The sequence below is a fragment of the Actinoallomurus sp. CA-142502 genome (assembly GCF_050936355.1).
Taxonomy (GTDB): Bacteria; Actinomycetota; Actinomycetes; order Streptosporangiales; family Streptosporangiaceae; genus Actinoallomurus; species Actinoallomurus iriomotensis.
This window is the reverse complement of record NZ_JBNJMY010000001.1, coordinates 7448069-7471322: the sequence shown is the minus strand read 5'-3', so window position 1 is coordinate 7471322 and position 23254 is coordinate 7448069. Positions and strand designations below refer to the sequence as shown.

The following is a 23254-nucleotide window of genomic DNA, read 5'->3' as shown; positions in this document are numbered from 1 at the left end:
CGCCGGGCCGCCGCCCTTCCGGGCGGCGGCCCCTGAAGCCGGCCCTCGCAGCCTCAGCCCATGGCGACGTACTTGGTCTCCAGGAACTCCTCGATGCCGACCTTGCCGCCCTCGCGGCCGAGGCCCGAGTGCTTGACGCCGCCGAAGGGCGCCGCCGGGTTGGACACCACGCCGCGGTTGAGTCCGACCATGCCGGTCTCGAGCGCCTCCGACACCCGCAGCGCCCGGTCGAGGTCGCGGGTGTAGACGTAGGCGACCAGGCCGTACTCGGTGTCGTTGGCCCACGCGAGGGCCTGTTCCTCGGTGTCGAAGGCGGTCACCGGGGCGACCGGGCCGAAGATCTCCTCGTGGCGCATGCGCGCGTCGGCCGGCACTCCCGACAGGACGGTCGGCGGGTAGAAGTAGCCCGGACCGGCCGGCGCCGACCCGCCCGTACGGATCGTCGCGCCGCGGCTCACCGCGTCGTCCACCAGCGCGGCGACCTTCTGCCGGCCCGCCTCGTCGATGAGCGGCCCGACCTGGTTGGCCGGGTCGAGGCCGGGGCCGACGGTCAGCCCGCCCATCCGCTCGGCCAGCCGCCGGGTGAACTCCTCGGCGATCGGGGCCTCGGCGTAGAAGCGGTTCGCGGCGGTGCAGGCCTCGCCGATGTTGCGCATCTTGGCCAACATGGCTCCCTCGACCGCCGCGTCGAGGTCGGCGTCGGCGAAGACGATGAACGGGGCGTTGCCGCCCAGTTCGAGTGAGACCCGCAGCACCTGGCTCGCGCTCTGACCGAGCAGCAGCCGCCCGACCTCCGTGGAGCCGGTGAACGACAGCTTGCGGATCCGGCCGTCGCGCAGCAGCGGTTCGACCAGCGGGCCGGGGGCCGAGGTCGGCACGACGTTGAGCACGCCGTCGGGCAGCCCGGCCTCGCGCAGCACGTCGGCGAGGGCCAGCGCGGACAGCGGCGTCTGCTCGGCCGGCTTGAGCACCATCGTGCAGCCGGCCGCGACGGCGGGTCCGATCTTGCGGGTGCCCATCGCCATCGGGAAGTTCCAGGGCGTCACCAGCAGGCTCGGGCCCACCGGCTGCCGCATGACGAGGAACCGGCTCCCGCCGTCCGGCGCGACCGCGTGGTCGCCGCCGATGCGTACCGCCTCCTCGGCGAACCACCGGAAGAACTCCGCGGCGTAGGCGACCTCGCCCAGCGACTCGGCGATCGGCTTGCCCATCTCCGCGGTCATCAGCGCGGCGAACTCCTCGCGGCGCGCGAGCAGCAGCGCGTGCGCGCGGCGCAGGATCTCGCCGCGTTCGCGCGGCGCCGTGGCCGCCCAGGACGCCTGGGCCGCGACCGCGGCCGCCAGCGCCGCCATGCCGTCGGCGGGAGTCGCGTCGGCGACCGAGCACAGCGTCTTGCCGGTCGCCGGGTCCTCGACCGCGAAGGCGCCGCCCGCCTCGGCGTCACGCCACGAACCGCCGACGAACAGCCCCTTGGACACGGACTCCACCGCCGTACGGGCCGTCTCGAACGCGCCTTCGCTCATGAGCCCTCCTTCGTCGGGGGAGTGACCAGGCGCACGTGCTTGCCGCTTCGCTCGCTTCGCTCGCTCATGGAGCCCTCCTGACCTGCGTCTGGACAATGCCTTTGGAGCATGCTTGCATATCATCATATTGTCAACAATCTTCAGGAGCGACCCATGGCGCAGTTGTCCCCGGTTCTGACCCAGGCCACGCCCGTGCTGGCCGCCCGCGGCGAGGGCGTGCACCTCTACGACGAAGACGGCCGCCGCTACCTCGACTTCACCGCCGGGATCGGTGTGACGAGCACCGGGCACTGCCACCCGCGCGTCGTACGGGCCGCGCAGGAGCAGGTCGCCACGCTCATCCACGGCCAGTACACGACGGTGATGCACCGCCCGCTGCTCCGGCTCACCGAGCGCCTGGGCGAGGTGCTCCCGGAGGGCCTGGACGCGCTGTTCTACCTCAACTCCGGCAGCGAGGCCGTCGAGGCGGCGATCCGGCTGGCCCGCCACGCGACCGGCCGGCAGAACATCGTCGTCTTCCACGGCTCCTTCCACGGGCGCACCATGGGTGCCGCCTCGCTGACCACCGCCGGCACCAAGTTCCGCGCCGGCATCGGCCCGCTGATGCCCGGGGCGGCCGTCGCGCCGTTCCCGCAGGCGTACCGGTACGGCTGGAGCGAGGAGGAGGCCACGCGCTTCGCGCTGCGCGAGCTGGACTACCTGCTCGCGACGGTCAGCCCCGCGCAGGACACCGCCGCGTTCGTGGTCGAGCCGGTGCTCGGCGAGGGCGGCTACATCCCCGCCCCGCCCGGGTTCCTGGAGGGGCTGCGCGAGCGCGCCGACCGGCACGGCGGCCTGCTCATCGTCGACGAGGTCCAGACCGGCTTCGGGCGCACCGGGCGGTTCTGGGGGCACGAGCACGCCGACGTACGGCCGGACGTGCTCATCACGGCCAAGGGCCTGGCCAGCGGGTTCCCGCTGTCGGCGATCGCCGCTCCGGCCGAGCTGATGGGCCGCGCCTGGCCGGGATCGCAGGGCGGCACGTACGGCGGCAACGCCGTGGCGTGCGCGGCCGCGCTGGCCACACTGGACGTCATCCAGGACGAGGGGCTGGTGGCCAACGCCGACGCGATGGGCCTTCGCCTGCGCGACGGGCTGCGCAAGGTCGCCTCGGCCCATCCGGTCATCGGCGACGTACGCGGCCGCGGCCTCATGCTGGGCAGCGAGTTCGGCACCGGGGGCGAACCGGACCCCGCGGCCGCCCAGCGGGCCCAGCGGGAGGCGGCACAGCGCGGGCTCCTGCTGCTGACCTGCGGCGCGTACGGCAACGTCGTCCGGATGATCCCGCCGCTGGTGGTCGACGCCGCGCAGATCGACGAGGCCGTGCAGATCTGGTCCGAGGCGGTCGCCGCGGCGGTGGAGTGAGGAGACCACCCCTCGCCGACATAAGGGCGCTGACCCGCCCAAACTAGAATCGTGTTCGTGACTGAGACGCGATGGCTGAACGCCGATGAGCAGCGCATCTGGCGTGCGTATCTGAACTCGCACCGGCTGCTGCTCGACGCCATCGACGCCCAGCTGCGCCGCGACTCGGGCCTCCCGCACGCCTACTACGAGATCCTGGTCCGGCTGTCCGAGGAGACCGGCCGGGCCCTGCGGATGACCGAGCTCGCCGACGCCACCCGGATGTCGGCGAGCCGGCTCTCCCACGCCATCGCGCGCCTGGAGGAGCGCGGCTGGGTACGCCGGGAGAACTGCCCGACCGACCGGCGCGGCCAGATCGCGGTGCTGACCGACGACGGCTTCACGGCGCTGGAGGCCGCCGCCCCCGGGCACGTGGAGACCGTCCGCAGCGTCATCTTCGACACGCTCGACGCCGACCAGGTCCGCCGGCTCGGCGAGATCAGCGAGATCCTCGCCCGCCGGCTGACCTGACGCTCACCGGGGTGCGCCGGACATATTCCGTTGTGGGGGCGGACGCACGACCCTAAGGTCACCGGCATGTCCCTACGCCTTCGGATGCGTCAAGCCCTGCCCGAAGCGATGCGCGCCCGCGACAAGGCCGCGGTGAGCGCCCTGCGCTCGGCGCTCGCCGCGCTGGACAACGCCGAGGCGGTGCCCGTGGACGGATCCGGGCCACACGGCCTCCAGCAGTCGCCCGTCGGCGTCGGCGCCACGGAGGCGGCGCGACGCGAGCTGAGCGAACGGGCCATGACGGACATCGTGCGCGCGGAGGCCGGTGAGCGGCTGGAGATGGCGGCCCGGCTGACGGCGCCCGCGCAGGCGGACCGGGCGACGCGGCTGCGTGCCGAGGCCGCCGTGCTGACGCGCTTCCTCGACGGCCCCGACCCGAGGGGGCCCGCCGAGGGCAGCGGCGACCACCGGCCGCCCGGCCGGTGGTCGCGCGCGGCCCTCAAAGGTCCCGGTGCGCTGATGACCGGCGTCGCCGCGGTCGTCAGCTCCGGGGCCGGGTTCCCCGAGGGCGAACGGCTGATCGTGGTGGCCGTGCCAGGCGTGACCGGCCCACGGCTCGCCGGTCAGCAGCCCTTGAAGTGCTTGTCGGCGGACCAGCCGGTGTTGGCCCACGACCGGGGCGCCGCCGGCGTGAAGCCGGGGAACGACTTCGCCAGTTGGCCGAGCAGCCAGTTGGTGAAACGGGCCGCCCCTTGCGGGCAGGTGTGGATGCCGTCGGTGCTGCGGTCCGCCCTGCCGTCTCTGACCCGCTGATAGGTCCTGCCCCACACCGCGCCGGCGTCGAGCAGTTGGGCCCGCCCGGACGACTCCGCCGCGACCGCCCGGGCGACGTCCGGGGCGCGGTCCAGGTCGGCCAGGTGCGGCCGGTAGAAGTCGTCGGCCATGATCGGCGGCGCGGTGACCATGACCAGCTTCGCGCCCGTCCCGGTCACGGTGGTCAGGAGCCTGTCGTAGGCGGCCCGCTGCTGCTGCCGGCTGCCCCAGTCGTAGGTGGTGAGCTGGTAGACGACCACGGTGGGCCGGGCGGAGGCGATCTGTGCCGGCAGCTTCTTCCAGTTCTCGCCGGAGAACGGTCCGACGACGTTCCCGCCGCCGTCGGCGGCGATCGACTGGAACGCCACACCACCGGCCTTGAAGGCGGTCGCCAGCGGCAGCGCCTCACCGGCGGCGATGGAGTCGCCGAGGAAGAGCACCTTGGACAGGCCGGGGCCGGTGGGGGCCGCCGTCGCGGTGGACCCGCCGGAGCAGGCGGTCAGCAGGAGCAGCCCGGTCAGGCCCGGGATGAGGCCCGGGATGAGGCTTCGTGTCTTGGTCATGGCCTCGACGGTGCCGCCGCCGTGTCCCGGTGCCTGCGCCGTCGTGTCCCGGTTGTGTCGCAGGAGAACGCCGTCACCGTCGAGCCGGGCCGGTCCTGTCCATACTGGACGGGTGCCGGCGATTCTGCTCATCGAGGACGATCCTCTGGTTCGGCGCGGGTTGCAGCTCGCGCTGAGCCGGCACGGCCACGGCGTCCGCACCGCGGAGACCGGCGAGGTCGGTCTGCGCGAGCTGCGCTCGTCAGCGCCGGACCTGGTGGTGCTCGACCTCATGCTTCCGGGCATCGACGGGTTCGAGGTGTGCCGCCGGATCCGGGCGGCCGGTGACGTGCCGGTGATCATCCTCACCGCCCGCGGTGACGACTTCGACGTCGTCGGCGGTCTCGAGGCGGGCGCGGACGACTACGTCGTCAAGCCGGTACAGCCCACCGTGCTCGACGCGCGCATCCGCGCGGTGCTGCGCCGCGGCGCCGGCGGCTCCGGCGACGTGCGAGTGCACCGCGACCTGCGCGTCGACACCACCGCGCTGACGGTGTCGTTGCGCGGCTCACCGGTGTCGCTGACGCCGACCGAGCTGCGGCTGCTGCTGGCCCTGTCCCGGGCTCCCGGGCGGGTGTTCAGCCGGCAGCAGCTGCTGGAGGAAGTGTGGGACCACGACTACCTCGGTGACTCCCGGCTGGTCGACAACTGCGTGCAGCGGCTGCGGGGGAAGATCGAGGCCGATCCCGCGACGCCGGTGTACGTGCAGACCGTACGCGGGTTCGGCTACCGGTTCGGGCCGGTATGACCATGCGGCTGTGGCCGCGCGGGCTGCGTGTCCGGCTGGTGGTCGCGTTCGTGCTGGTGACCGTGCTCGGTGCCGCCGCGGCGGCCTGGTCGAGCGCCGGATCGGCGAGCGCCGCGCTGGTCGCCTCGACGCAGCAGCGGCTCACCGAGACCATCGCCGGGCAGATCGGTGCGATCACCCCCCAGCTGGTCTATCCGCCGGACCAGGGCGCGCTGGAACGGCTGCGCGCGGCCGTCGGCGCGGACACCCTGGTGACCTACCGGAACCTGCGTTCGGCGGAGGGCCCCGACACCGAGCTCGTCACCGATGCGCTGCGCACCGCCGTACGCACCCGGCACCGGCTCGTCACCGAGCGGATCATCGCGGGCGGCAAGCCCTGGCTGCTGGTCGGCATGCCCATCGCCCTCACCGCGCCGGACGGCGCCCGCACCCCGTCCGGCATCGAGGTGTACGCCGTGCGCGACCTCAGCAACGTCGAGCGGCGGATCGACGGCCTCGCCAGGACCGCGGCCGGCACCGCCGCGCTGGCGTTGCCGCCGGCCGTGCTGCTGGCGCTGATCGCCGCGGGCGGCGTGCTGCGCCCGGTGCGTGAACTCCGCGACACCGCGCGCCGGCTGGCGGCCGGTGATCTCGACGCGCGGTCGCCGCCACAGGGCGCCGACGAGCTGGCCGAACTGACCGTGACCATCAACGAGATGGCCGAGTCGGTGCAGGCGTCGATGGCGGCGATGCGGCGGATGCAGGCCGATGCCAGGAGGTTCGCCGCCGACGTCTCCCACGAGCTGCGTACCCCGTTGAGCACCCTGACGGCGGTGGTGGAGGTGCTGGCGACGACGACCGACGGGATGGAGGCGGACGCGCGCGAGTCCGCGCAGATGGCGATCACCGAGACACATCGGCTGGTCCGGCTCGTCGAGGACCTGATGGAGGTGTCCCGCTTCGACGCCGGCACCGCCCGGCTGCGGGTGGAGGAGGTCGACGCGGCCCGCGCCGTACGTGACTGCCTGCGGGCCCGTGGGCGGCTGGACCGGGTCGACGTGATGGCCCCGGACGGGATCCTTCTGCGGGTGGACCCGCGCAGGCTGGACGTCATCGTGGCCAACCTGGCCGAGAACGCGTTGCGGCACGGCGCACCGCCGGTGCGCGTGCGCGTCTCGGCGTCACGGGAGCAGGTGCTGATCGAGGTCACCGACGGCGGACCGGGCCTGCCCGAGCAGGTGTTGCCGCAGGTGTTCGACCGCTTCTACAAGGCCGACGCCGCTCGCACCCGTACGCCGGGCAACGGGCTCGGGCTGGCGATCGCCCGGGAGAACGCCCGTCTGCACGGCGGTGACCTCACCGCGGGCAATGCCGACGGCGGCGGTGCGCGCTTCGTGCTGCGGCTGCCGAGGAATCCGGAGGACCGGTGAGGCGGATGCGGATCTGGCCGGCGGTCGTGGTCCTGCTGCTCGCGGGATGCGGCGTCCGTCCTTCCGGGGTGGCCGACGGCGGCGAGGCCCCGACGGGCGTGGCGCCCGGGGTGACGCTGTACTTCGTCGGCGCGCGGGGCGAGCTCTCGCCGCAGCTGCGGCGAACCGGCCACCTGGGCGGGATCCCCGAGGCCATGGCGCTGCTCCTCTCGGGGCCCGGCGAATCCGGTCTGCGCACCGACATCTCGGCGAGCGCGACGACCCAGGTCGTGGTGACCGTCGCACCGGGCGTCATCCGGCTCCTGGTGCCGCTGTCGATTCACGAGGTGACCCCGCTGGGCATCGACCAGATCGTGTGTACGGCGCTGGGCGTGCACATCCAGAGCGGCGGATCCAAGCGCACGGAGGCGCAGGTCCGCTTCACCCTGCCCACCCCGGAGTCGGACAGGCGGCGAACCTGCCCGCTGTTCAGGTGATCAGCCCAGCCTGCCGATGTCGATGGTGACCGGGGCCGGGGCGGGCAGCACCGACCACAACACGGCCAGCCCGGCCATGACCGCCGCGAACGCGAGCAGCCCGCTTCGCCTCGTGGCCCACCCGGCACGGAACCGGATCGGGTCCTCGACCAGGTACTTCGAGAGCACGGCGAGACCGATCGACACGGCGCACGCCGCGACCGTACGGACCCACCCGCGCTGCGCGGAGAGCAGTACGAAGACGGGCCAGTGCCACAGGTACAGGCTGTAGGAGATCAGTCCCAGCCCGCGCAGCGGCCACGAGGCGAGGACCGTGCCGACCGCCGTTCGCGGCTCTCCCGCACACAGCCCGACCAGCAGCGCGGCGGCCAGCGAGTGCACGAAGAGCCCGCCGGTGAACAGCCACGCCGAGTTCACACCGTCGACGAGCGACCACGCCGTGCCCATTCCGATCGCCAGCGAGCCCGACACGACGCCCGCCCGCCGACCGGCCACGCGGGCCATCAGGGCGCGCACCGGCCGGGTGGCGACCATGGCGCCCAGCAACAACGAGAACGCCCGGGTGTCGGTGCCGGTGTAGACCCGGGTCGGGTCCGCCGGGTCGACCAGCGTGACCATCAGCACCAGTGAGACGACCGAGACCAGGGCCGCGACCAGGGCCGCAACCGTCGCGACCCGCCGTCCACACCGGGCGATGACCAGCAGGACCACCGGCCACACCAGGTAGAACTGCTCCTCGACCGCGATGCTCCACAGGTGCTCGAACACCCGGGACGGCCCGAACCGGTCCCAGTAGCCCGCCGACTCGGCGAGCAGATGCCAGTTGACCAGGTTCAGCTGCACCCACGGGCCGTCCGAGAGCGTGGTTCGCACCAGGTCCGGCGGCCCCACCGCACACACCAGCACGGTGACGCCGGCGAGCATGGTCGCCAGGGCGGGCAGCAGCCGGCGGGCGCGCCGGCCCCAGAAGGCGACCAGCGACACGGTGCCGGTCGCCTCGATCTCCCGCAGCAGCAGGTCGGTGATGAGGTGGCCGGACAGTGCGAAGAACAGGTCCACCCCGAGGAAACCACCGGGCAGGTGGCCGGTGTGGAACAACAGCACCCCGAGGATCGCGGCACCCCGTAGCCCGTCCAGCGCGGGCAGGTGCGGCCTGCGCCCGGTCGTCGCCCGAGTGGCCCTGGCCGGTTGAAGCTGCGTCATGGTGCCGACCGTGCCGGACCCGTGTCGAGATGCCGTCCGCGTCAGGTCGCAGTCGTGTCGTAACCGGCGGACGGCTTCTCGCGACAGGCCCTAACGGCCGGCGGCGATCGTCCGGTCGGGCAGGTTGCGGCCGGTGAGGCTGACGACCGGATGCGCGCCGTGCAGGTCCGCGGCGCGGTAGCGCGCGGTCAGCGTCTGGCTCTGGCCCGGCCACAGCGTCACGTAGTTGTCGCTCCAGGTGATCGGCAGCACCTGGTTGTCGCCGCTCGCCGCCCGGCCGTCGCCCGCGCCCCGCCGTACGTCGGCGCGGGTGAAGACGGTCGGCGCCTTGCCGGTGTTGCGGATCGTGACCGTGGTGACCGCGTCGGCGCCCTCACGGCGGGTCGACGCCGACGCCGCGACGGTCGCCGCCGGGAGCTTCTGCAGGCCGGTGAGATCGGCGTACCCGGCGGGCTGGAACGTGGCCCCGTAGCCCTGGCCGACCGTCTTGGCCCAGTCGACCTTGTCCGGCTTCGTGGACAGCCAGTAGACGTTCCGGCTCACCGTACGGCCGCCCTTGCTCAGTGTGAGCTCGAGGAAGTAGGTCTGCGAGGTCTGCGCCGGCACCTTCGGCGTCAGCACGGTCTGCACGCCCTGTGAGGCGAGGCCGGAGACGGCGACCCGCCGCTCGTCGCGGACCGCGCCGTTCAGGTCGATGACGCGCGAGGACGCGGTCAGGCCGTCCTGCCGGGAGCGGGTCACGTTGGAGACCTTCACCGAGCCGTCGGCGTAGTCGTACATGATGTGCACCGGTTCGCCGGCCTTGAGCGCGCCGAAGTACACGCCCGGCTGGTCGAAGTCGTAGTTGTAGATGTTCCAGTGCAGCGACGGCCACGCCTTGTTCAGCATCCAGTAGATGACGCCGGGGCTGGGGTTGGCCGGATCGCCCGAGCGCGCGAGGTAGGCCTCGAACTGCGCCCGCGTCACCTCGTACCCGCCCATCTGCGCGATCTTCTGGTACGAGGCCATGTCGGACCAGGAGCCGTAGCGGTTCCACAGCGGAGTGTTGTACTGCCCCATCCGCGCGGTCTTGGTGTAGGTGTTGAACGAGGCGGCGACGTGGAACAGGTCCGGCCCGGTGCCCGGTCCCTTCGTCGTGGACAGGTCCCAGATCTTCGCCTGGTCGGCCGGCGTCAGGAAGCGGTTGAGCGAGTCCTGCGTCGGCACGGTGTTGCCCGCACTGGTCTCGGTGTCGTACCCCCAGGCGCTGCCGGCGTTGGTGAAGCTCGGGTCGCTGCCCGCCGTCTCGGGGCCGTTCGCCCACCAGTAGCCCGGCGGCACGTAGTTGTACGGGCCCTCCTTGGCGCCGGACGGGCCGAGCTTCGGTGAGCTCTTGTACTCCGCCGAGGCCACCTGTGGCGTCTGCCAGTTCGCGTCCGCGAACGCCTTGAGGTAGATCGCCTCCTTGGCCGCCTCCGGCGCCTCGTCGCTGCCCTGGAACCAGGTGAAGACGCTCGGGTGGTTCCGCAGCCAGGACGCGACGCGGGTGGCCTGGTTGGCCGCGTTCGCCCGGAGGGCGTCCGGCCACTTGGCGATGGGGTCCTCCCACCGGTCGCAGCACTGCCAGCCGGTCATGGCGAGGATCCCGGCGCGGTCCATCTGGGCGAACATGTCATCCGGGGGCAGGTTGCCCTCGAACCGGATGGTGTTCAGGCCGAGGTTCTTGACGTACGCGAGCTGGTCGCGGATGTTCTGCGGCGAGTAGCGCATGAACATGTCGGGCGACCATCCGCCGCCCCGGATCACCAGCGGCACCCCGTTGATCACGAACCGCCGGTAGCCGTGGGGCGCGTGGGTCTTGCCCTGCGTGACCGGCGTGAGCGAGGACGTCACGGTGCGGATGCCGAAGTCCTCGCCGTACCGGTCGGACTCCTGGCCGCCGGTCCGTACGGCGGCGTCGAGGTGGTACATCGGCTGGCCGCCGAGCTGGTACGGCCACCAGATCGCCGGGTGGGACAGGTGGAGCTGCCGGTGGTCGGCGGGGGAGAGCGTGACCGTGCGCGTACTTCGCGCCGGCACGTCCGCGGTGGTGGTCACCCGTACGCGCGTCGCGCCGTGCGTGATGGTGGCGTCCAGCTCGCCGCGCTGGGCCGTGGAGGTGTCGTTGCGCAGGTCGGCCTTCACGGTGAGGTCGGAGCTGCTGAGGTCCTTGGCGTTGTTCTGCACGACGTGGACGTCGCGCAGCGAGATCGGCCCGGCCTGGGCGAGTTGCGGTGCGAAGCGCAGGCCCGTGCCCTCGTCGGGCGCGTGCGGGTTCCAGTCGAGCTGGCTGTCGGTGAGGTAGGTCTTCGGGTCGTTCTTGGCGACGTCGAGCGCGATCGCGTTGGCGCCGTCGTGGACGTAGGGCGTGACGTCGTACTCGAACCGCGAGTAGGCGCCCTGCAGTTGCGTGCGGTCGGCCACCTTGGTGCCGTTGACCCACAGGTCCGCGGTGCCCAGCACCCCGTTCATGATCAGGTACGTCCGGCCGCCGGCCCGCGGGTGCACGGTGAGCTGGTCGCGGTACCACCAGTTCACGTTGAACTGGTCCTTCGGCACGCTCTTGAGCCGGTCGGAGAAGAAGACGTTCGGGTACCGGCCGTTCTCCACCAGGCCCGCCATCAGGGTCTGGGGCTGGGAGAGCGGCAGCCAGCCGGTCGCGGAGTAGTCCGGGCGGGAGATCTGCGCCCCGGAGGTCCCGGCGACGGACGAGGACTGGATGCGCCAGCCGGAGGTGAGCGGTGCGGTGCCGGGGCCGGGCGCGATGACGGCGGCGGGCGGTGGGGCCGCGGTGGCGACGCGAGGCGGCGTCGCGGCCGCCGCGGTGATCGTTCCCGCGAGCGCCACCATGATCAATGGTGTCCTGACCATAGATAACCGTACCTTCCGGGTCCGATCCTCCAGGCTGACCGTCACCACGTTTGATTGGGAGCCTCCCTAACAATTGCCGAAGAAGGCCGCGCCCGCAAGGTTTCCGTGAATGCCGGTGAAAGCCACTTTTCTTGAAGTAAGGGGTCAAGTTACCGTCGTGGCGGCATGTGGGAGCGCTCCCATTGCGACTCGCCCCTTGGAGTGGCCAATGCGATCCCGACGCGTGATCTCCGCGATCCTCGCGCTCGCCCTGGGCGTCTTCGGCGGCGTCCTGGCCACCGGCGCGAGCCCCGCGTACGCCGCCGTGCGCTGCGCGGTGGACTACACGGTGAACGACTGGGGCTCCGGTTTCACCGCCTCCATCACCCTGCACAACCTCGGCGACCGGCTCGACGGCTGGACGCTGACCTACGCCTACACCGGGAACCAGACGCTCACCCAGGGCTGGAGCGGCGACTGGAGCCAGTCGGGCCGGACGGTGACGGTGACCGGCGCGTCCTGGAACCGCACGCTCGCCACCGGCGCGAGCACCCAGATCGGCGCGAACTTCAGCTACAGCGGGACCAACGCGGCTCCCGCGTCGTTCGCGGTCAACGGAACCACCTGTGGGGGAGGGGACGGCGGCGGCGCCACGCCACAGGTCGGCATCACCAGCCCGGCGGACGGCGCCACCGTCGCCGCGGGAGCGGACCTGCCGATCGCGGCGACCGCCACCGAGACGGGCGGCTCGATCGCCAAGGTGGAGTTCTACGACGGCTCGACGCTGCTCGGCACCGACACGACCAGCCCGTACGCCTACACCTGGGCCGGCGTCCCGGCCGGCGCCCACACGCTCACCGCCCGTGCCTATGACGCGGCCGGCGCCTCGGCGACCTCCGCCGCCGTGCACGTGACCGCGGGCGGCGGTGGCGGGAACACGACCGCGCCCAAGCTGCACGTGTCCGGGAACCACCTGGTCGACGCCGCCGGCGCCACCGTACGGCTCCGCGGCGCGAACCGGTCCGGCGGGGAGTTCATGTGCGTGCAGGGCTACGGCTTCTGGGACGGCCCGGTCGACGACGCGTCCATCGCGGCGATGGCCGCCTGGCACATCACCGCGGTGCGGATCCCGCTCAACGAGGACTGCTGGCTCGGCCTGAGCGACGTCGACTCCCGGTACGGCGGCGCGGCGTACCAGAGCGAGGTCGAGGGCTTCGTCTCCCGGCTGGAGGCGCACGGCATCACGCCGATCGTCGAGATGCACTGGAGCCACGGCACCTACACCGGCCCGTCCTCCGGCTGCTCGGACGTGAACGCGACCTGCCAGAAGCCGATGCCGGACGCGCAGTACGCCCCGGCGTTCTGGACCGGCGTCGCGGGTGCCTTCAAGGGCGACACCGCGGTCGTGTTCGACCTGTTCAACGAGCCCTACCCGGAGCGGGCGACCGGCGACGAGACCTCGGGCTGGACCTGTTGGCGCGACGGCGGCACGTGCGCCGGCATCCCGTACCAGGTCGCCGGGTTCCAGTCGCTGGTCGACGCGGTACGCGCGACCGGCGCGGACAACGTCGTCCTCGTCGGCGGGCTGGCCTACTCCAACGACCTGACCCAGTGGCTCGCGTACGAGCCGTCGGATCCGCGGCACAACCTCGCGGCGTTCGCGCACCTGTACAACTTCAACACCTGCTCCAACACGTCGTGCTTCGACTCCCAGCTCGCTCCGGTGGCGGCGAAGGTGCCGCTGACGCTCAGTGAGATCGGTGAGAACGACTGCGGGCACGGGTTCATCGACACCGTCATGAACTGGGCGGACGCCCACGGCGTCGGCTACCTCGGCTGGACCTGGAACACCTGGGACTGCTCTTCCGGCCCGTCGCTGATCAGCGACTACAACGGCACCGCCACGCCGTTCGGCGCCGGGCTGCGCGACCACCTGGCCGCGACGTCCTGACCGGCGGGGGAGCGAACACCGGGCACGCGGCCCGCCGCGGGGCGGGCCGCGTGCACCGGTCGCAGGGGCGCGCCTACAGCGTCGCGCCGGCCTTCTCCAGCAGCGCGGTGACCTCCGCGGCCCCGGCCGTGTCGGCCAGCTCCTCGAACAGGGTGCGGGCCTCCGCCCACGCTCGCACGGCGGCCGTCGTGTCGCCGGTCCCCGCGTGGGCGCGGCCGAGGCTGCGCAGCGTCTCGGAGAGGAAGGAGGTCCAGCCGCGGCTCCGCCAGATCTGCACCGACTCCTCCAGCCGGAGCGTCGCCGAGGCGTACCGCCCGGCGGCCAGGTCCAGGTCGCCGAGGACCCTCAGGGCGTCGGCCAGGTGGTGCGGCATGCCGAGCCGGCGGCTGACCGACAGGACCGCCTCGGCGGCCGGCCGTGCGCGGGGATCCTCCAGCGCGGCGTACAGCTTGGCCAGGTAGAGCAGCGAGAACGCCTCCGCGTAGCGGTCGCCGCGCGCGTGGCACATGGTGAGCGACGCGACGAGCAGGTCGTGCCCGCTGTCGAGCCGGCCGGCCGCGCAGTGCGCGGCGCCCAGGAACTGCATCGCGGTGGCCTCGAAGCGCGGGTTGCCCAGTTCGCGAGCGAGCTGCAGCGCGTGGGTCAGGTGCTCGATGGCGGCTTCGGCGCGCGCGTGTCCGCAGGCGACGCCCATCACCTGGCGCGCGCGTGCCTGCCCGCCGAGGTGGTCGTGGTCGCGCGCGAGCTCCAGCGCGCGGCCGGCCACCGCCAGGGCCTCGTCCGTGTCACCCCCGGCCACGAGCGCCCAGGCGCAGTTCACCAGCGCGTCGGCCACGCCGCGCGGCTCGCCCAGCTCCTCGAACATCGTCAGGAAACGCTGCGACCGTTCGTGCAGCGTGGCCATTGCCGTGCCCGACCGCGAGGACGAGATCCAGGTCGTCAGCTCGACCAGTCCGCGGGTCAGCACGGCCTCGCCGAGCCGGTTGCCGGTGGAGCGGCAGAGCCGCAGGGCGCGTTCGTGGACCGCCTGCCACTCCGCCGTCATGACCCGGACGTCGAAGTACTTCTCCAGGCATCCGGCCAGGTCCCAGGCGAACTCGTCGAGGCCGAGGTCGCACGCCTGGCCCACCGCGGCCACCAGCGCCGGCCATTCGGCGTCGAACCAGGCGGCCGGGTCGCGCAGCGCCGCCGCGGTGATCGTCGTCGGCAGCGGCCACCGGGGCGCGGTGCCGTGGACGGCCGCGTAGCAGGGGCCCGGCACGTGCTCGGCGGCGCGCTCGGCCAGGGCGAGCCACGCACTGAAGGCCCTGGTCAGCGCCTCGCGCCAGGTGTCCGGCTCCTCTTCGTAGCACCGCTCGCGGGCGTACAGGCGCAGCAGGTCGTGGAAGCGGTAGCGGAGCCGTCCGGTCGGGTCGGCGCCGGCGACGTCGAGGAGCCGGGCGTCGACGAGCGTCTCGAGGTGCTCCTGCGCCTCCTCCACCGAGGCGTCCAGCATCGCGGCGGCCACCCAGCCCGCCACGTCGCCCACGTCCAGCAGGCCGAGCCGCCGGAACAGGGCACGAGCGCCGTCGGGCAGCCGCGCGTAGGCGACCGAGAAACCGGCGCGGACCGCGAGGTCGCCGGCGGACAGCTCGTCGAGCCGCCGGTGCTGGTCGCCGAGGATCGCGGCCAGATGGCCGAGGCTCCAGCGGCGGCGGCCGGCCAGCCGCGCGCCGGCGATCCGCACGGCCAGCGGCACGTACGCGCAGAGCCGGGCGATCTCCGCGGCGACCTCCGGCTCGGCCTCGACGCGGTCCTGACCGGCGATCCGGGCCAGCAGGGCGGTCGCCTCGCCGGAGTCGAACACGTCCAGCTCGATCCGCCGGACCGACTCCAGCCCGGTCAGGTGGGCCCGGCTGGTCACGATCACCGCCGAGCCCGGCGATCCGGGCAACAGCGGGCGTATCTGGCGTTCACTGGCCGCGTTGTCGAGCACGATGAGGATCCGCCGGCCGGCGAGCAGGCTCCGGAACAGCGCGCTGCGCTCCTCCAGCGACTCCGGGACCGCGTGCGCCGCGATGCCGAGCGCGGTGAGGAACCCGCCGAGCACCCGGGCCGGGCTCGCCGGCTCGGCGCGTTCGGCGCCCAGGTCGGCGTACAGCTGCCCGTCGGGGAACCGTTCGGCCACACGATGCGCGGCGTGCACGGCCAGCGCGGTCTTGCCGACGCCGCCCATCCCCGAGATCACCACCGGCATGGTGGCCTGCCTGAGCACCCGGACCAGCAGGAAGACGTGCGCCTCCCGGCCGATGAAGTCGGCGATCGCGGACGGCAGCTGGGCGGGCGGCGGCAGCGCGGTCTCCACGAGCGGTCCGGGTCCGTGGTCGCGGTCCCGGGCGAGCACGGTGAGGTACGCGCGCTGGACGCGGGCACCCGGCTCGACGCCCATCTCGTCGATGATCCGCTCCCGCACCCGCTGGTAGCGCCGCAGAGCGTCGGCCGGCCGCCCGGCGATCGACAGCAGCTCGATCAGGCTCGCCTGGAGCTCCTCGTCCAGCGGATGTTCGTCCGCCAGGGCGTCGACCCGCGCCACCGCGGAGCCGGGCCGGCCCGCCGCGATGGCGGCCTCGGCGAACGCCACGGCGGCCCGGCGGACACCGGCGTCGGCCTCGCGGATGAGCGACCCGGCCCGGTCGAGATCGGCCAGGACGGGCCCCCGCCGCAGGTCCAGGGCGGACTCCAGCAGCTCGCACCGCACCGACGGGTCGTCGGTGGCCGAGGCGCTCCGCGCCAGCGCGCGGAACCGGCCGATGTCCACGGCCTCGGCGGGCACGACCAGCCGGTAGCCCGCGCCGTCGTACTCGACCGGCGGTGTGTCACCCGGCAGCCGGCTCAGCCAGTCGCGCAGGCGCGAGACCGCGGCCTGCACCGATCCGCGGCCGGTACGGTCCGCTCGGTCGGCCCACACGAGCTCGATCAGCTGCTCGGTCGTCAGCGGGCGTCTCCCCGCGAGCAGCAACACGCCGAGCAGCCCGCGGACCACCGCGGACCCGGGCGGCGGCACGGGCCGCCCGTCCACTTCGATCACCAACGGGCCGAGCACGCCGAACCGCGGCTCACCGGTGCCCATCTAGCCTCACGCCTCCGTCATCGGGTCCGATCCTGCCGCCCTTGGACTCCGCGCGTATCGATTGGGTTGCATCCGGAAGGCAGACAAGTCTCATCCGCAACGGTCGTTCGGTAGCGCATGTCGACGCGGAGGTGACCATAGTCTTCCTTGCCCGTCAGGGTGACCACGGCGCACGATCGGGACATGCGCAACTGCTCATGTGGTCACGGCTCGGGCTGCTCCTGCCCCAAAGGCTGTTCGTGCGGATGTAACGGCTGACGGTTCTCCTCAGCCATGACAGCCGGCGTCGCGAAGCCGGTTGGAGCGGGTGAGCGTGCCGGCTACCCGTGATGGTGGGCAGTCTGGTCCTTTTCGGGGTCGCCGCCCATCATGGTAAGCATCGGCACGCCGCCCGTACGGACGAAACGGGCAACAAGGATGGCGGTGATGGCCAGGAAGGCGATGTTGAGCCAGGTCGTGTAGTTCCAGGAGACGTGCGCCGCCATCACGGCCGCGTGACGTCTCTCCGGGACGAGCCCGGTCGTGCCGAAGACCAGCTCGACGACGTATCCGGCGGCGACCATGGCGGCGTAGAACGTCGCGGTGACGAACAGGGCCATCCGGATCCCGTAGTACTTCCGGTAGATGTTGATGATCGGCAGGATGATCAGGTCGCCGAAGATGAAGGCGATCACCCCGCCGAAGCTGATGCCGCCGTTCCACAGCACCGCGGCGAGCGGGACGTTGCCGATCGAGCAGACGAAGCTGACGACGGCGACCAGCGGCCCGACGAGCGGACCCCAGAGGGCGGCCGCCGTCGGATGCCCGCTGAGGAAGAAGTGGCGCCAGAACGAGTCGGGCACCCACGCGGCGACGGCGCCGGCGACGAGCAGCCCGACGACCAGGTCCCGCAGGATGGCCGCCCACTCCATCACGAACACGTGGGAGACCGCCGTGAACGCCTCCCTGGAGAACAGCCGCTGCCAGAACGACCCCTCCCGGCGCACCGCCATGTCCATCGCCGCGTGCCCCTCCATCGACCCGGCGACGCCGCGTTCGGCCTGGTGACGCGCCTCCCGCAGCAGGCGTTCGCGCAGGAACAGCCGGAACAGCAGCGCGATGGCCACGATCATGACGGGCCCGCCGACGAACTCCGCCGCGGTGAACTCCCAGCCCATCAGCAGCGCCAGCACGATGCCCAGCTCGATCACCAGGTTGGTCGAGGCGATCTCGAACGCCATCGCGGCCGTGAAGCTCGCCCCCTTGCGGAACAGCGAACGCGCCAGCGCGACGGCGGCGTACGAGCAGGAGGAGGACGCGGCGCCGAGGCCGGTCGCGACGATGAGCGTGCCCGGCCGGTCGTCGCCGAGCAGCCGGACGATCGTCGATCGCCGTACGACGGCCTGCACGACCGCCGACAGTGCGAACCCGAGGATCAGCGCCCACAGGATCTCCCAGGCCATCGACCCCGCTATCGCCAGAGCATGCCCGATCGCGCCCATTGCGCCCCTTCCCGGCCGATGACGTGGTCCCTGGCGATGTTATTACCCCCAGGGGGTATATGCCAACGGCCGCGGGATCTCCGGGCACACGAAATGGGCGACCGGGAGGCTCTCCCGATCGCCCACGGGAACTCTCTTCCCTCGCGCCGGCCGGCCATGCGGCCGCGGCGGGCAGGGTCGCCGACGCCGCATCCCCGCGCCACCGGGATGCGGCGTCTCCTGCCCTCGGGTTTCGCGCGGTCACATCTCCGAGCGACCGGCCGCGGACCGAGTTATCCGGCTGGCGATAAATGCGCCATCGCATTCCGAATCGACCGCAGAAGTGCACAATGTGCGATCTCTTCTACTGTCCGCTGGCGCGGTGTTCGCCGTCAAGAGCGCCAGGAGTAAACAACTTCGCCCGTTACGTCACAATTAATCTTCTCTGGCGTCCCAGGCGGCTTCAACGCCGCTCGGGGCCGTCGTCCGGGGCCGCGCACAGGGCGTCGTCGATCAGCTTGCTCTCGGCCTGTTCCACGCGCAGGACGTCGTCCGATGATGCGGCGAACACGCCCGACAGCGACGCCGTGACGGCGCGCCGGCCGTCGGCGGTGACACCGTCGGCGGTGATCCAGCCGGAATCGCCGCCCTCGTGGCCCCAGTACACCCCGCCGCACGACAGCGGGCGGGAGAAGACCCCCAGCCCGTCACGGGCGCCCGGCATGAGCTTCTGGAACTCCTCGCTGACCGGCATGGTGTGTTTCATCTGCGCCAGCTGCGCCGGGCGCAGGAGCCGGCCGCCGAGCAGGGCACGGAGGAATCGGTTGAGATCGGCGGTCGTGGAGACGAGCCCGGCCTCTCCATTGGTGCCCTGGCCGACCTGCTCGGTGACGTCCACGGGTGGCTCGCCGGGCGCGAAGCTCTGGTACGTCTCGGCGTGTGGCCGGGGCAGCTCGGGTGAGGTACCCGGCCAGAAGGTGTGCCGGAGGCCGAGCGGCCGGACGATCCGATCCCGTACCTCCTCGTGCCAGGGGTGTCCGGTGACCCGCTGGACGACCATGCCGAGCAGGACGTAGCCGGTGTTGCAGTAACTCCAGTCCGTGCCGGAGCGGAAGTCCGGCCGGTGGCGCATCGCCCGTGCGACGGTCTGCTCGGGTGTGTAGGTGTCGTATCGGTGCCGGTGGAAGTCCTCCGCCGAGGTGTAGTCGGGGTAATCGTCGTGGATGCCGCTGGTGTGCTGGAGCAGCTGGCGGATGGTGATCGCATGGCCGTCGTTGCCGTTCCCGGACACCACGCCGGGCAGCCATCGTTCGACCGTGTCGTCCAGGGAGAGCCTGCCGTCGCCGGCCAGTTGCAGGATCACGGTGGCGACGAACGTCTTGGTGGTGCTGGCGATCCGGAAGTAGCCGTCCGGGGGGACCGGCCGCCGGGTCGTCCGGTCGGCGACGCCGCTGGTGGCGGTCAGGTTCCGGCCGTCAGGGCCGATCAGGCGGGCCTGCACCCCCGTCACGCCGAGTGCGGTGATCGCGTCGGCGTCGCGCTGGAGCCGAGCCTGGCCGTCGTGCTGCCGGGCCGCGCTCGCGCCGGACGCGCAGCCGGTGGAGAGGGCCCCGGCCACGATGGCGGCCAGGGCCAGGTTCCGCGGGATGGAGCGGCCGCGCCGCCGGGTGGATGATCTCGTCATGGGCAGCGACGCTAGGCCGGGCGGGGCGCGGCGGACGATACCGCTGACCAGTGGGAAAAGGAGGTAGCAGGCTGTAGTGCCGGGCTCGGTCGCCATGGCTCAGACTTGGGCGAATGAAGCACCACGGGGTCGGCCGGCTTTCGGCGATGTGGCGCGGTCTGGGCTACCTGCTGGGAAGCCTGCTCACCGCTCCGGTCGCCCTGTTCGCGCTGCCCGTACTCCTCGTCCCCACGATGGCCCGTGCCTGGGCGTCCTGGCATCGTCGCCGCGCCGACCGGTTGCTGCTCTTCTCGCGTTCTGGTCCCGTCCGTGTCGGTACGTGGCGGGTCCTCGGGTGGCTGGGCACGTACATCGTGACCAGTCTGGCGTTCGGGCTCGTCGTGGTGATGTGCGCCGGCAACGCGGTGGCCACGGCCGTCACGGTGCCGCTGTGGTGGGCGTTGCCCGCCGGCACCCCCGCGGGCGGCTTCTTCGCCGGTGTCCCCCTGTCCGGGTGGGGTACGGCGTTGACCCTGGGGACCGGACAGTTCGTCGTCTTCGCGGCCCTGACCTACTGGCTGGTTCCGCCGCTGGCGCGCCTGCACGCCCGGATCTGTGTCGCGCTGCTGTCCCCCTCGGCCACCGAGAGGCTGGCGCGGCGGGTGGAGACGCTGACCGAGACGCGGACCGGCGCCATGAACGCGCACGGCGCGGAACTCCGCCGGATCGAACGTGACCTGCACGACGGCACCCAGGCTCGGCTGGTGGCCATCGCCATGCGGCTGGGCGCGGCCCGTGAGTCGCTGGGGGAGGACCCGGACTTGGTGGGCCGGCTCCTGCGGGAAGCGCATGAGGGTACCGAGGAGGCCATGGCGGAGCTGCGTGCGGTGATCCGGACGATCTACCCGCCGATCCTCGCCGACCGCGGCCTCGCCGGGGCGCTGACCGCCCTCGGAACCCGATCGGCGATCGACACCACCCTCGATGTCGGCGACCTCGGCACGATCCCGGCCGCGGTCGAGGCCGTGGCCTACTTCACCGTCGCCGAGACGCTCACCAATGCCGCCAAGCACGGTCAGGCCACCCGGGCCGCCGTCCGCGTCGCGCGCGCCGGCGACCGGCTGGCGATCGAGGTCGCCGACGACGGGATCGGCGGCGCCGACGAGACGCGGGGCACCGGCATCGCCGGGATCCGCCGCCGCGTCCTGGCACTCGACGGCACCATCCAGATCCACAGCCCGGCCGGCGGCCCGACCACGATCACGGTGAGCCTGCCATGCGCGTCGTGATCGCCGAGGACAACGTCCTGCTGTCCAGCGGGCTGGAGCTCCTGCTGACCGCCAAGGGCTTCCACGTCGCCGCGATCGCCCAGGACGCCCCCGGCTTCATCGACGCCGTCGACGAACACCGGCCGGACCTCACCATCGTCGACGTACGGCTACCGCCGTCCTTCCACGACGAGGGCATCCACGCCGCCCTCCAGGCCCGCCGCCGGCACCCCGGCCTGCCGGTGCTCGTGCTCTCCCAGTACGTGGAGCAGCAGTACGCCGGCGAGCTGATCTCCGATGAACGCGGCGGCGTCGGCTACCTCCTCAAGGACCGGGTGAGCCGGGTGAGCGAGTTCGTCGACGCGCTGCGGCGGGTCGCCGCCGGCGGCACCGTCATGGACCCCGAAGTGATCGCGCAGCTCCTCACGCGTTCCGCCCGCGACCCGATCGCCGGCCTCACGCCACGCGAACGCCAGGTGCTCGCCCTCATGGCGGAGGGAAAGGACAACACCACGATCGCCGCCCGGCTCGTGATCACCGAGAACGCCGTGCACAAGCACATCGGCAACATCTTCGCCAAGCTCGGCCTCTCGCCGACCGACCGCGGCCACCGCCGCGTCCTCGCCGTCCTCACCTACCTCAGCCACCGGTGAACGCGATGACTGAACCGCGTCGATGAGGGAAAGCGAGGAAAGCCTGGTACCTGGCGGTTTGTCGGTAGAGGAGTGAGGATGGACGCTGTGATCGTTTCCCGAGCGCCGCCGGCGTCGTACTCCGCCTGTCCAAGGGATGACCCCCTCGAACCCCCACCAGCCTCACGACAGGAAGAGAGCCCCCATGACAGCGCTCGCTGGTCCCGCGCTGGCCGCGTCCTCCTGGAACGGCCACGACACCCGGCTGATCGTGGCAGCCGTCATCGGTGTCGCCGTCATCGTCGTACTGATCACGCAGTTGAAGGTCCATCCGTTCCTCGCGCTGGCGCTGGGGTCCGGAGCGCTCGGTGCCGTCGCCGGCATGTCCCTCGAAAACATGATCACCAGCTTCAGCAAGGGCGTGGGCGACGTCGTCGCCAGCGTCGGCGTCCTCATCGCCCTCGGGGCGATGCTCGGCAAGCTGCTCGCCGAGTCCGGCGGGGCGGACCAGATCGTCGACACCATCCTCGCCAAGTCCGGCGCGCGATTGCTGCCCTGGGCGATGACCCTCATCGCCGTGCTGATCGGGCTGCCGATGTTCTTCGAGATCGGCCTGGTCCTGCTCGTGCCCGTCGTCCTGCTCGTCGCGCGGCGCTCCGGGCGGCCGCTCATGCTGCTCGGCATCCCGGCGCTCGCCGGTCTGTCCGTGCTGCACGGCCTGGTGCCGCCGCACCCCGGCCCGCTCGTCGCGATCAGCACGGTCAAGGCCGACCTCGGCGTCACCCTCGCCCTCGGACTGCTCGTCGCCGTCCCCACCGTGATCATCGCCGGGCCGCTGTTCGGGCGGGTCGCCTCACGCTGGGTGCACGCCGAGCCGCCCGCCGGCCTGATGGACGACGACGAGGGCCGCGAGGAGGAGGCGGACCGGAGGCGGCCCGGGTTCGGGCTCACGGTCGGCACCGTCCTGCTTCCCGTCGTGCTCATGCTCGCCAAGGCCGTCGCCGACGTCTGGCTGGACGACGGCGCCGTCCGTACCGCCCTCGACGCGATCGGCACGCCGCTGTTCGCCCTGCTCGTCGCGGTCATCGTGGGCATGTTCACGCTGGGCGTGCCGGCGGGGTTCGACAAGGAGCGCGTCTCCGCCATCGTCGCCGAGTCCCTGCCGCCCATCGCGAGCGTGATGCTCATCGTGGCCGCCGGCGGCGGCTTCAAGCAGACCCTGATCGACGCCGGTGTCGGCAAGGCGATCACCCAGGCCGCGAACGGCGCGAGCATCTCCGCGCTGCTGCTCGGCTGGCTGGTCGCGGTCGGCATCCGGCTCGCGACCGGCTCGGCCACCGTCGCCACCATCTCGGCGGCCGGCATCGTGGCCCCGCTCGCCACCGGCATGAGCTCATCGCACACGGCCCTGCTGGTCCTGGCCATCGGTTCGGGATCGCTGTTCTTCTCCCACGTCAACGACGCCGGCTTCTGGCTCGTCAAGGAGTTCTACGGGCTGAGCGTGGGCCAGACCATCAAGACGTGGTCGATCATGGAGACGATCATCTCGGTCGTCTCCATCGTGCTCATCATGCTGCTGAACCTGGTGCTGTGAGCCGGCCCGCGGACGCCGAAGCCGGACGAGGCGCGCCGCCGG

General features: G+C 72.3%; 16 protein-coding genes. 9 read left to right on the top strand and 7 right to left on the bottom strand.

Features of this window, described 5'->3' with window-relative positions; all coding sequences use genetic code 11:
* Positions 1–53: 53 nt before the first annotated feature.
* On the bottom strand, positions 54–1523 hold the full coding sequence (locus ACQEV1_RS35035) for an NAD-dependent succinate-semialdehyde dehydrogenase (RefSeq protein ID WP_433399749.1): 1470 nt from the start codon (positions 1521–1523) through the stop codon (positions 54–56).
* A 153-nt stretch (positions 1524–1676) separates the two neighbouring features.
* Here ACQEV1_RS35035 and ACQEV1_RS35030 point away from each other — a divergent pair, with 153 nt between their 5' ends.
* A complete protein-coding gene (locus ACQEV1_RS35030) occupies positions 1677–2927 on the top strand; it encodes an aspartate aminotransferase family protein (RefSeq protein ID WP_433399747.1) in 1251 nt (416 codons plus the stop codon).
* A gap of 57 nt (positions 2928–2984) precedes the next feature.
* Positions 2985–3437 (top strand): MarR family winged helix-turn-helix transcriptional regulator, encoded by a 453-nt coding sequence (locus ACQEV1_RS35025; protein WP_285629682.1) that lies wholly within the window; start codon positions 2985–2987, stop codon positions 3435–3437.
* Between the two features lie 602 nt (positions 3438–4039).
* Here the strand turns inward: ACQEV1_RS35025 and ACQEV1_RS35020 are convergent.
* Entirely contained in the window at positions 4040–4924 is an 885-nt protein-coding gene (locus tag ACQEV1_RS35020) for an SGNH/GDSL hydrolase family protein (protein WP_433399743.1), read from the bottom strand.
* On the opposite strand from ACQEV1_RS35020, the gene ACQEV1_RS35015 reads away from it, so the two are divergent.
* Genes ACQEV1_RS35015 through ACQEV1_RS35005 form a run of 3 tightly spaced genes read left to right on the top strand, consistent with a single transcriptional unit; the run spans position 4905 to position 7464 of the window.
* Complete coding sequence (locus tag ACQEV1_RS35015; protein ID WP_433399740.1) at positions 4905–5579, top strand: response regulator; 675 nt, start codon at positions 4905–4907, stop codon at positions 5577–5579. The genes ACQEV1_RS35020 and ACQEV1_RS35015 overlap by 20 nt on opposite strands.
* A gap of 2 nt (positions 5580–5581) precedes the next feature.
* On the top strand, positions 5582–6988 hold the full coding sequence (locus ACQEV1_RS35010) for an ATP-binding protein (protein ID WP_433399737.1): 1407 nt from the start codon (positions 5582–5584) through the stop codon (positions 6986–6988).
* A 5-nt stretch (positions 6989–6993) separates the two neighbouring features.
* Positions 6994–7464, top strand: a complete 471-nt coding sequence (locus ACQEV1_RS35005) for a hypothetical protein (RefSeq protein ID WP_433399734.1) — start codon at positions 6994–6996, stop codon at positions 7462–7464.
* On the opposite strand, the gene ACQEV1_RS35000 is transcribed toward ACQEV1_RS35005, so the two are convergent.
* Positions 7465–8667: an acyltransferase family protein gene (locus ACQEV1_RS35000; RefSeq protein ID WP_433399732.1), complete on the bottom strand. Its 1203-nt coding sequence runs from the start codon at positions 8665–8667 to the stop codon at positions 7465–7467.
* A gap of 90 nt (positions 8668–8757) precedes the next feature.
* Positions 8758–11556, bottom strand: a complete 2799-nt coding sequence (locus ACQEV1_RS34995) for a glycosyl hydrolase 2 galactose-binding domain-containing protein (protein ID WP_433399729.1) — start codon at positions 11554–11556, stop codon at positions 8758–8760.
* A 208-nt stretch (positions 11557–11764) separates the two neighbouring features.
* On the opposite strand from ACQEV1_RS34995, the gene ACQEV1_RS34990 reads away from it, so the two are divergent.
* The gene (locus ACQEV1_RS34990) at positions 11765–13486 is read left to right on the top strand and encodes a cellulose binding domain-containing protein (protein ID WP_433399726.1); all 1722 of its coding nucleotides are present in this window, start codon (positions 11765–11767) and stop codon (positions 13484–13486) included.
* 73 nt (positions 13487–13559) lie between these two features.
* Here ACQEV1_RS34990 and ACQEV1_RS34985 read toward each other — a convergent pair whose 3' ends face one another.
* The 3 genes from ACQEV1_RS34985 to ACQEV1_RS34975 all read right to left on the bottom strand — a co-directional run bounded on the left by ACQEV1_RS34985 (position 13560) and on the right by ACQEV1_RS34975 (position 19739).
* The gene (locus tag ACQEV1_RS34985) at positions 13560–16595 is read right to left on the bottom strand and encodes a BTAD domain-containing putative transcriptional regulator (RefSeq protein WP_433399723.1); all 3036 of its coding nucleotides are present in this window, start codon (positions 16593–16595) and stop codon (positions 13560–13562) included.
* Between the two features lie 320 nt (positions 16596–16915).
* Positions 16916–18076 carry a permease gene (locus ACQEV1_RS34980; protein WP_433399720.1) on the bottom strand — a complete coding sequence of 387 codons (1161 nt, stop codon included), beginning with the start codon at positions 18074–18076 and terminating at the stop codon, positions 16916–16918.
* 442 nt (positions 18077–18518) lie between these two features.
* Entirely contained in the window at positions 18519–19739 is a 1221-nt protein-coding gene (locus ACQEV1_RS34975) for a serine hydrolase domain-containing protein (protein WP_433399717.1), read from the bottom strand.
* A gap of 113 nt (positions 19740–19852) precedes the next feature.
* On the opposite strand from ACQEV1_RS34975, the gene ACQEV1_RS34970 reads away from it, so the two are divergent.
* The 3 genes from ACQEV1_RS34970 to ACQEV1_RS34960 all read left to right on the top strand — a co-directional run bounded on the left by ACQEV1_RS34970 (position 19853) and on the right by ACQEV1_RS34960 (position 23212).
* Complete coding sequence (locus tag ACQEV1_RS34970; protein WP_433399714.1) at positions 19853–21007, top strand: histidine kinase; 1155 nt, start codon at positions 19853–19855, stop codon at positions 21005–21007.
* Entirely contained in the window at positions 20995–21639 is a 645-nt protein-coding gene (locus tag ACQEV1_RS34965; RefSeq protein ID WP_433399711.1) for a LuxR C-terminal-related transcriptional regulator, read from the top strand. Before ACQEV1_RS34970 ends, ACQEV1_RS34965 begins: the two co-directional genes overlap by 13 nt.
* Positions 21640–21823: 184 nt before the next feature.
* Positions 21824–23212: a gluconate:H+ symporter gene (locus ACQEV1_RS34960; protein ID WP_433399708.1), complete on the top strand. Its 1389-nt coding sequence runs from the start codon at positions 21824–21826 to the stop codon at positions 23210–23212.
* Positions 23213–23254 lie beyond the last annotated feature (42 nt).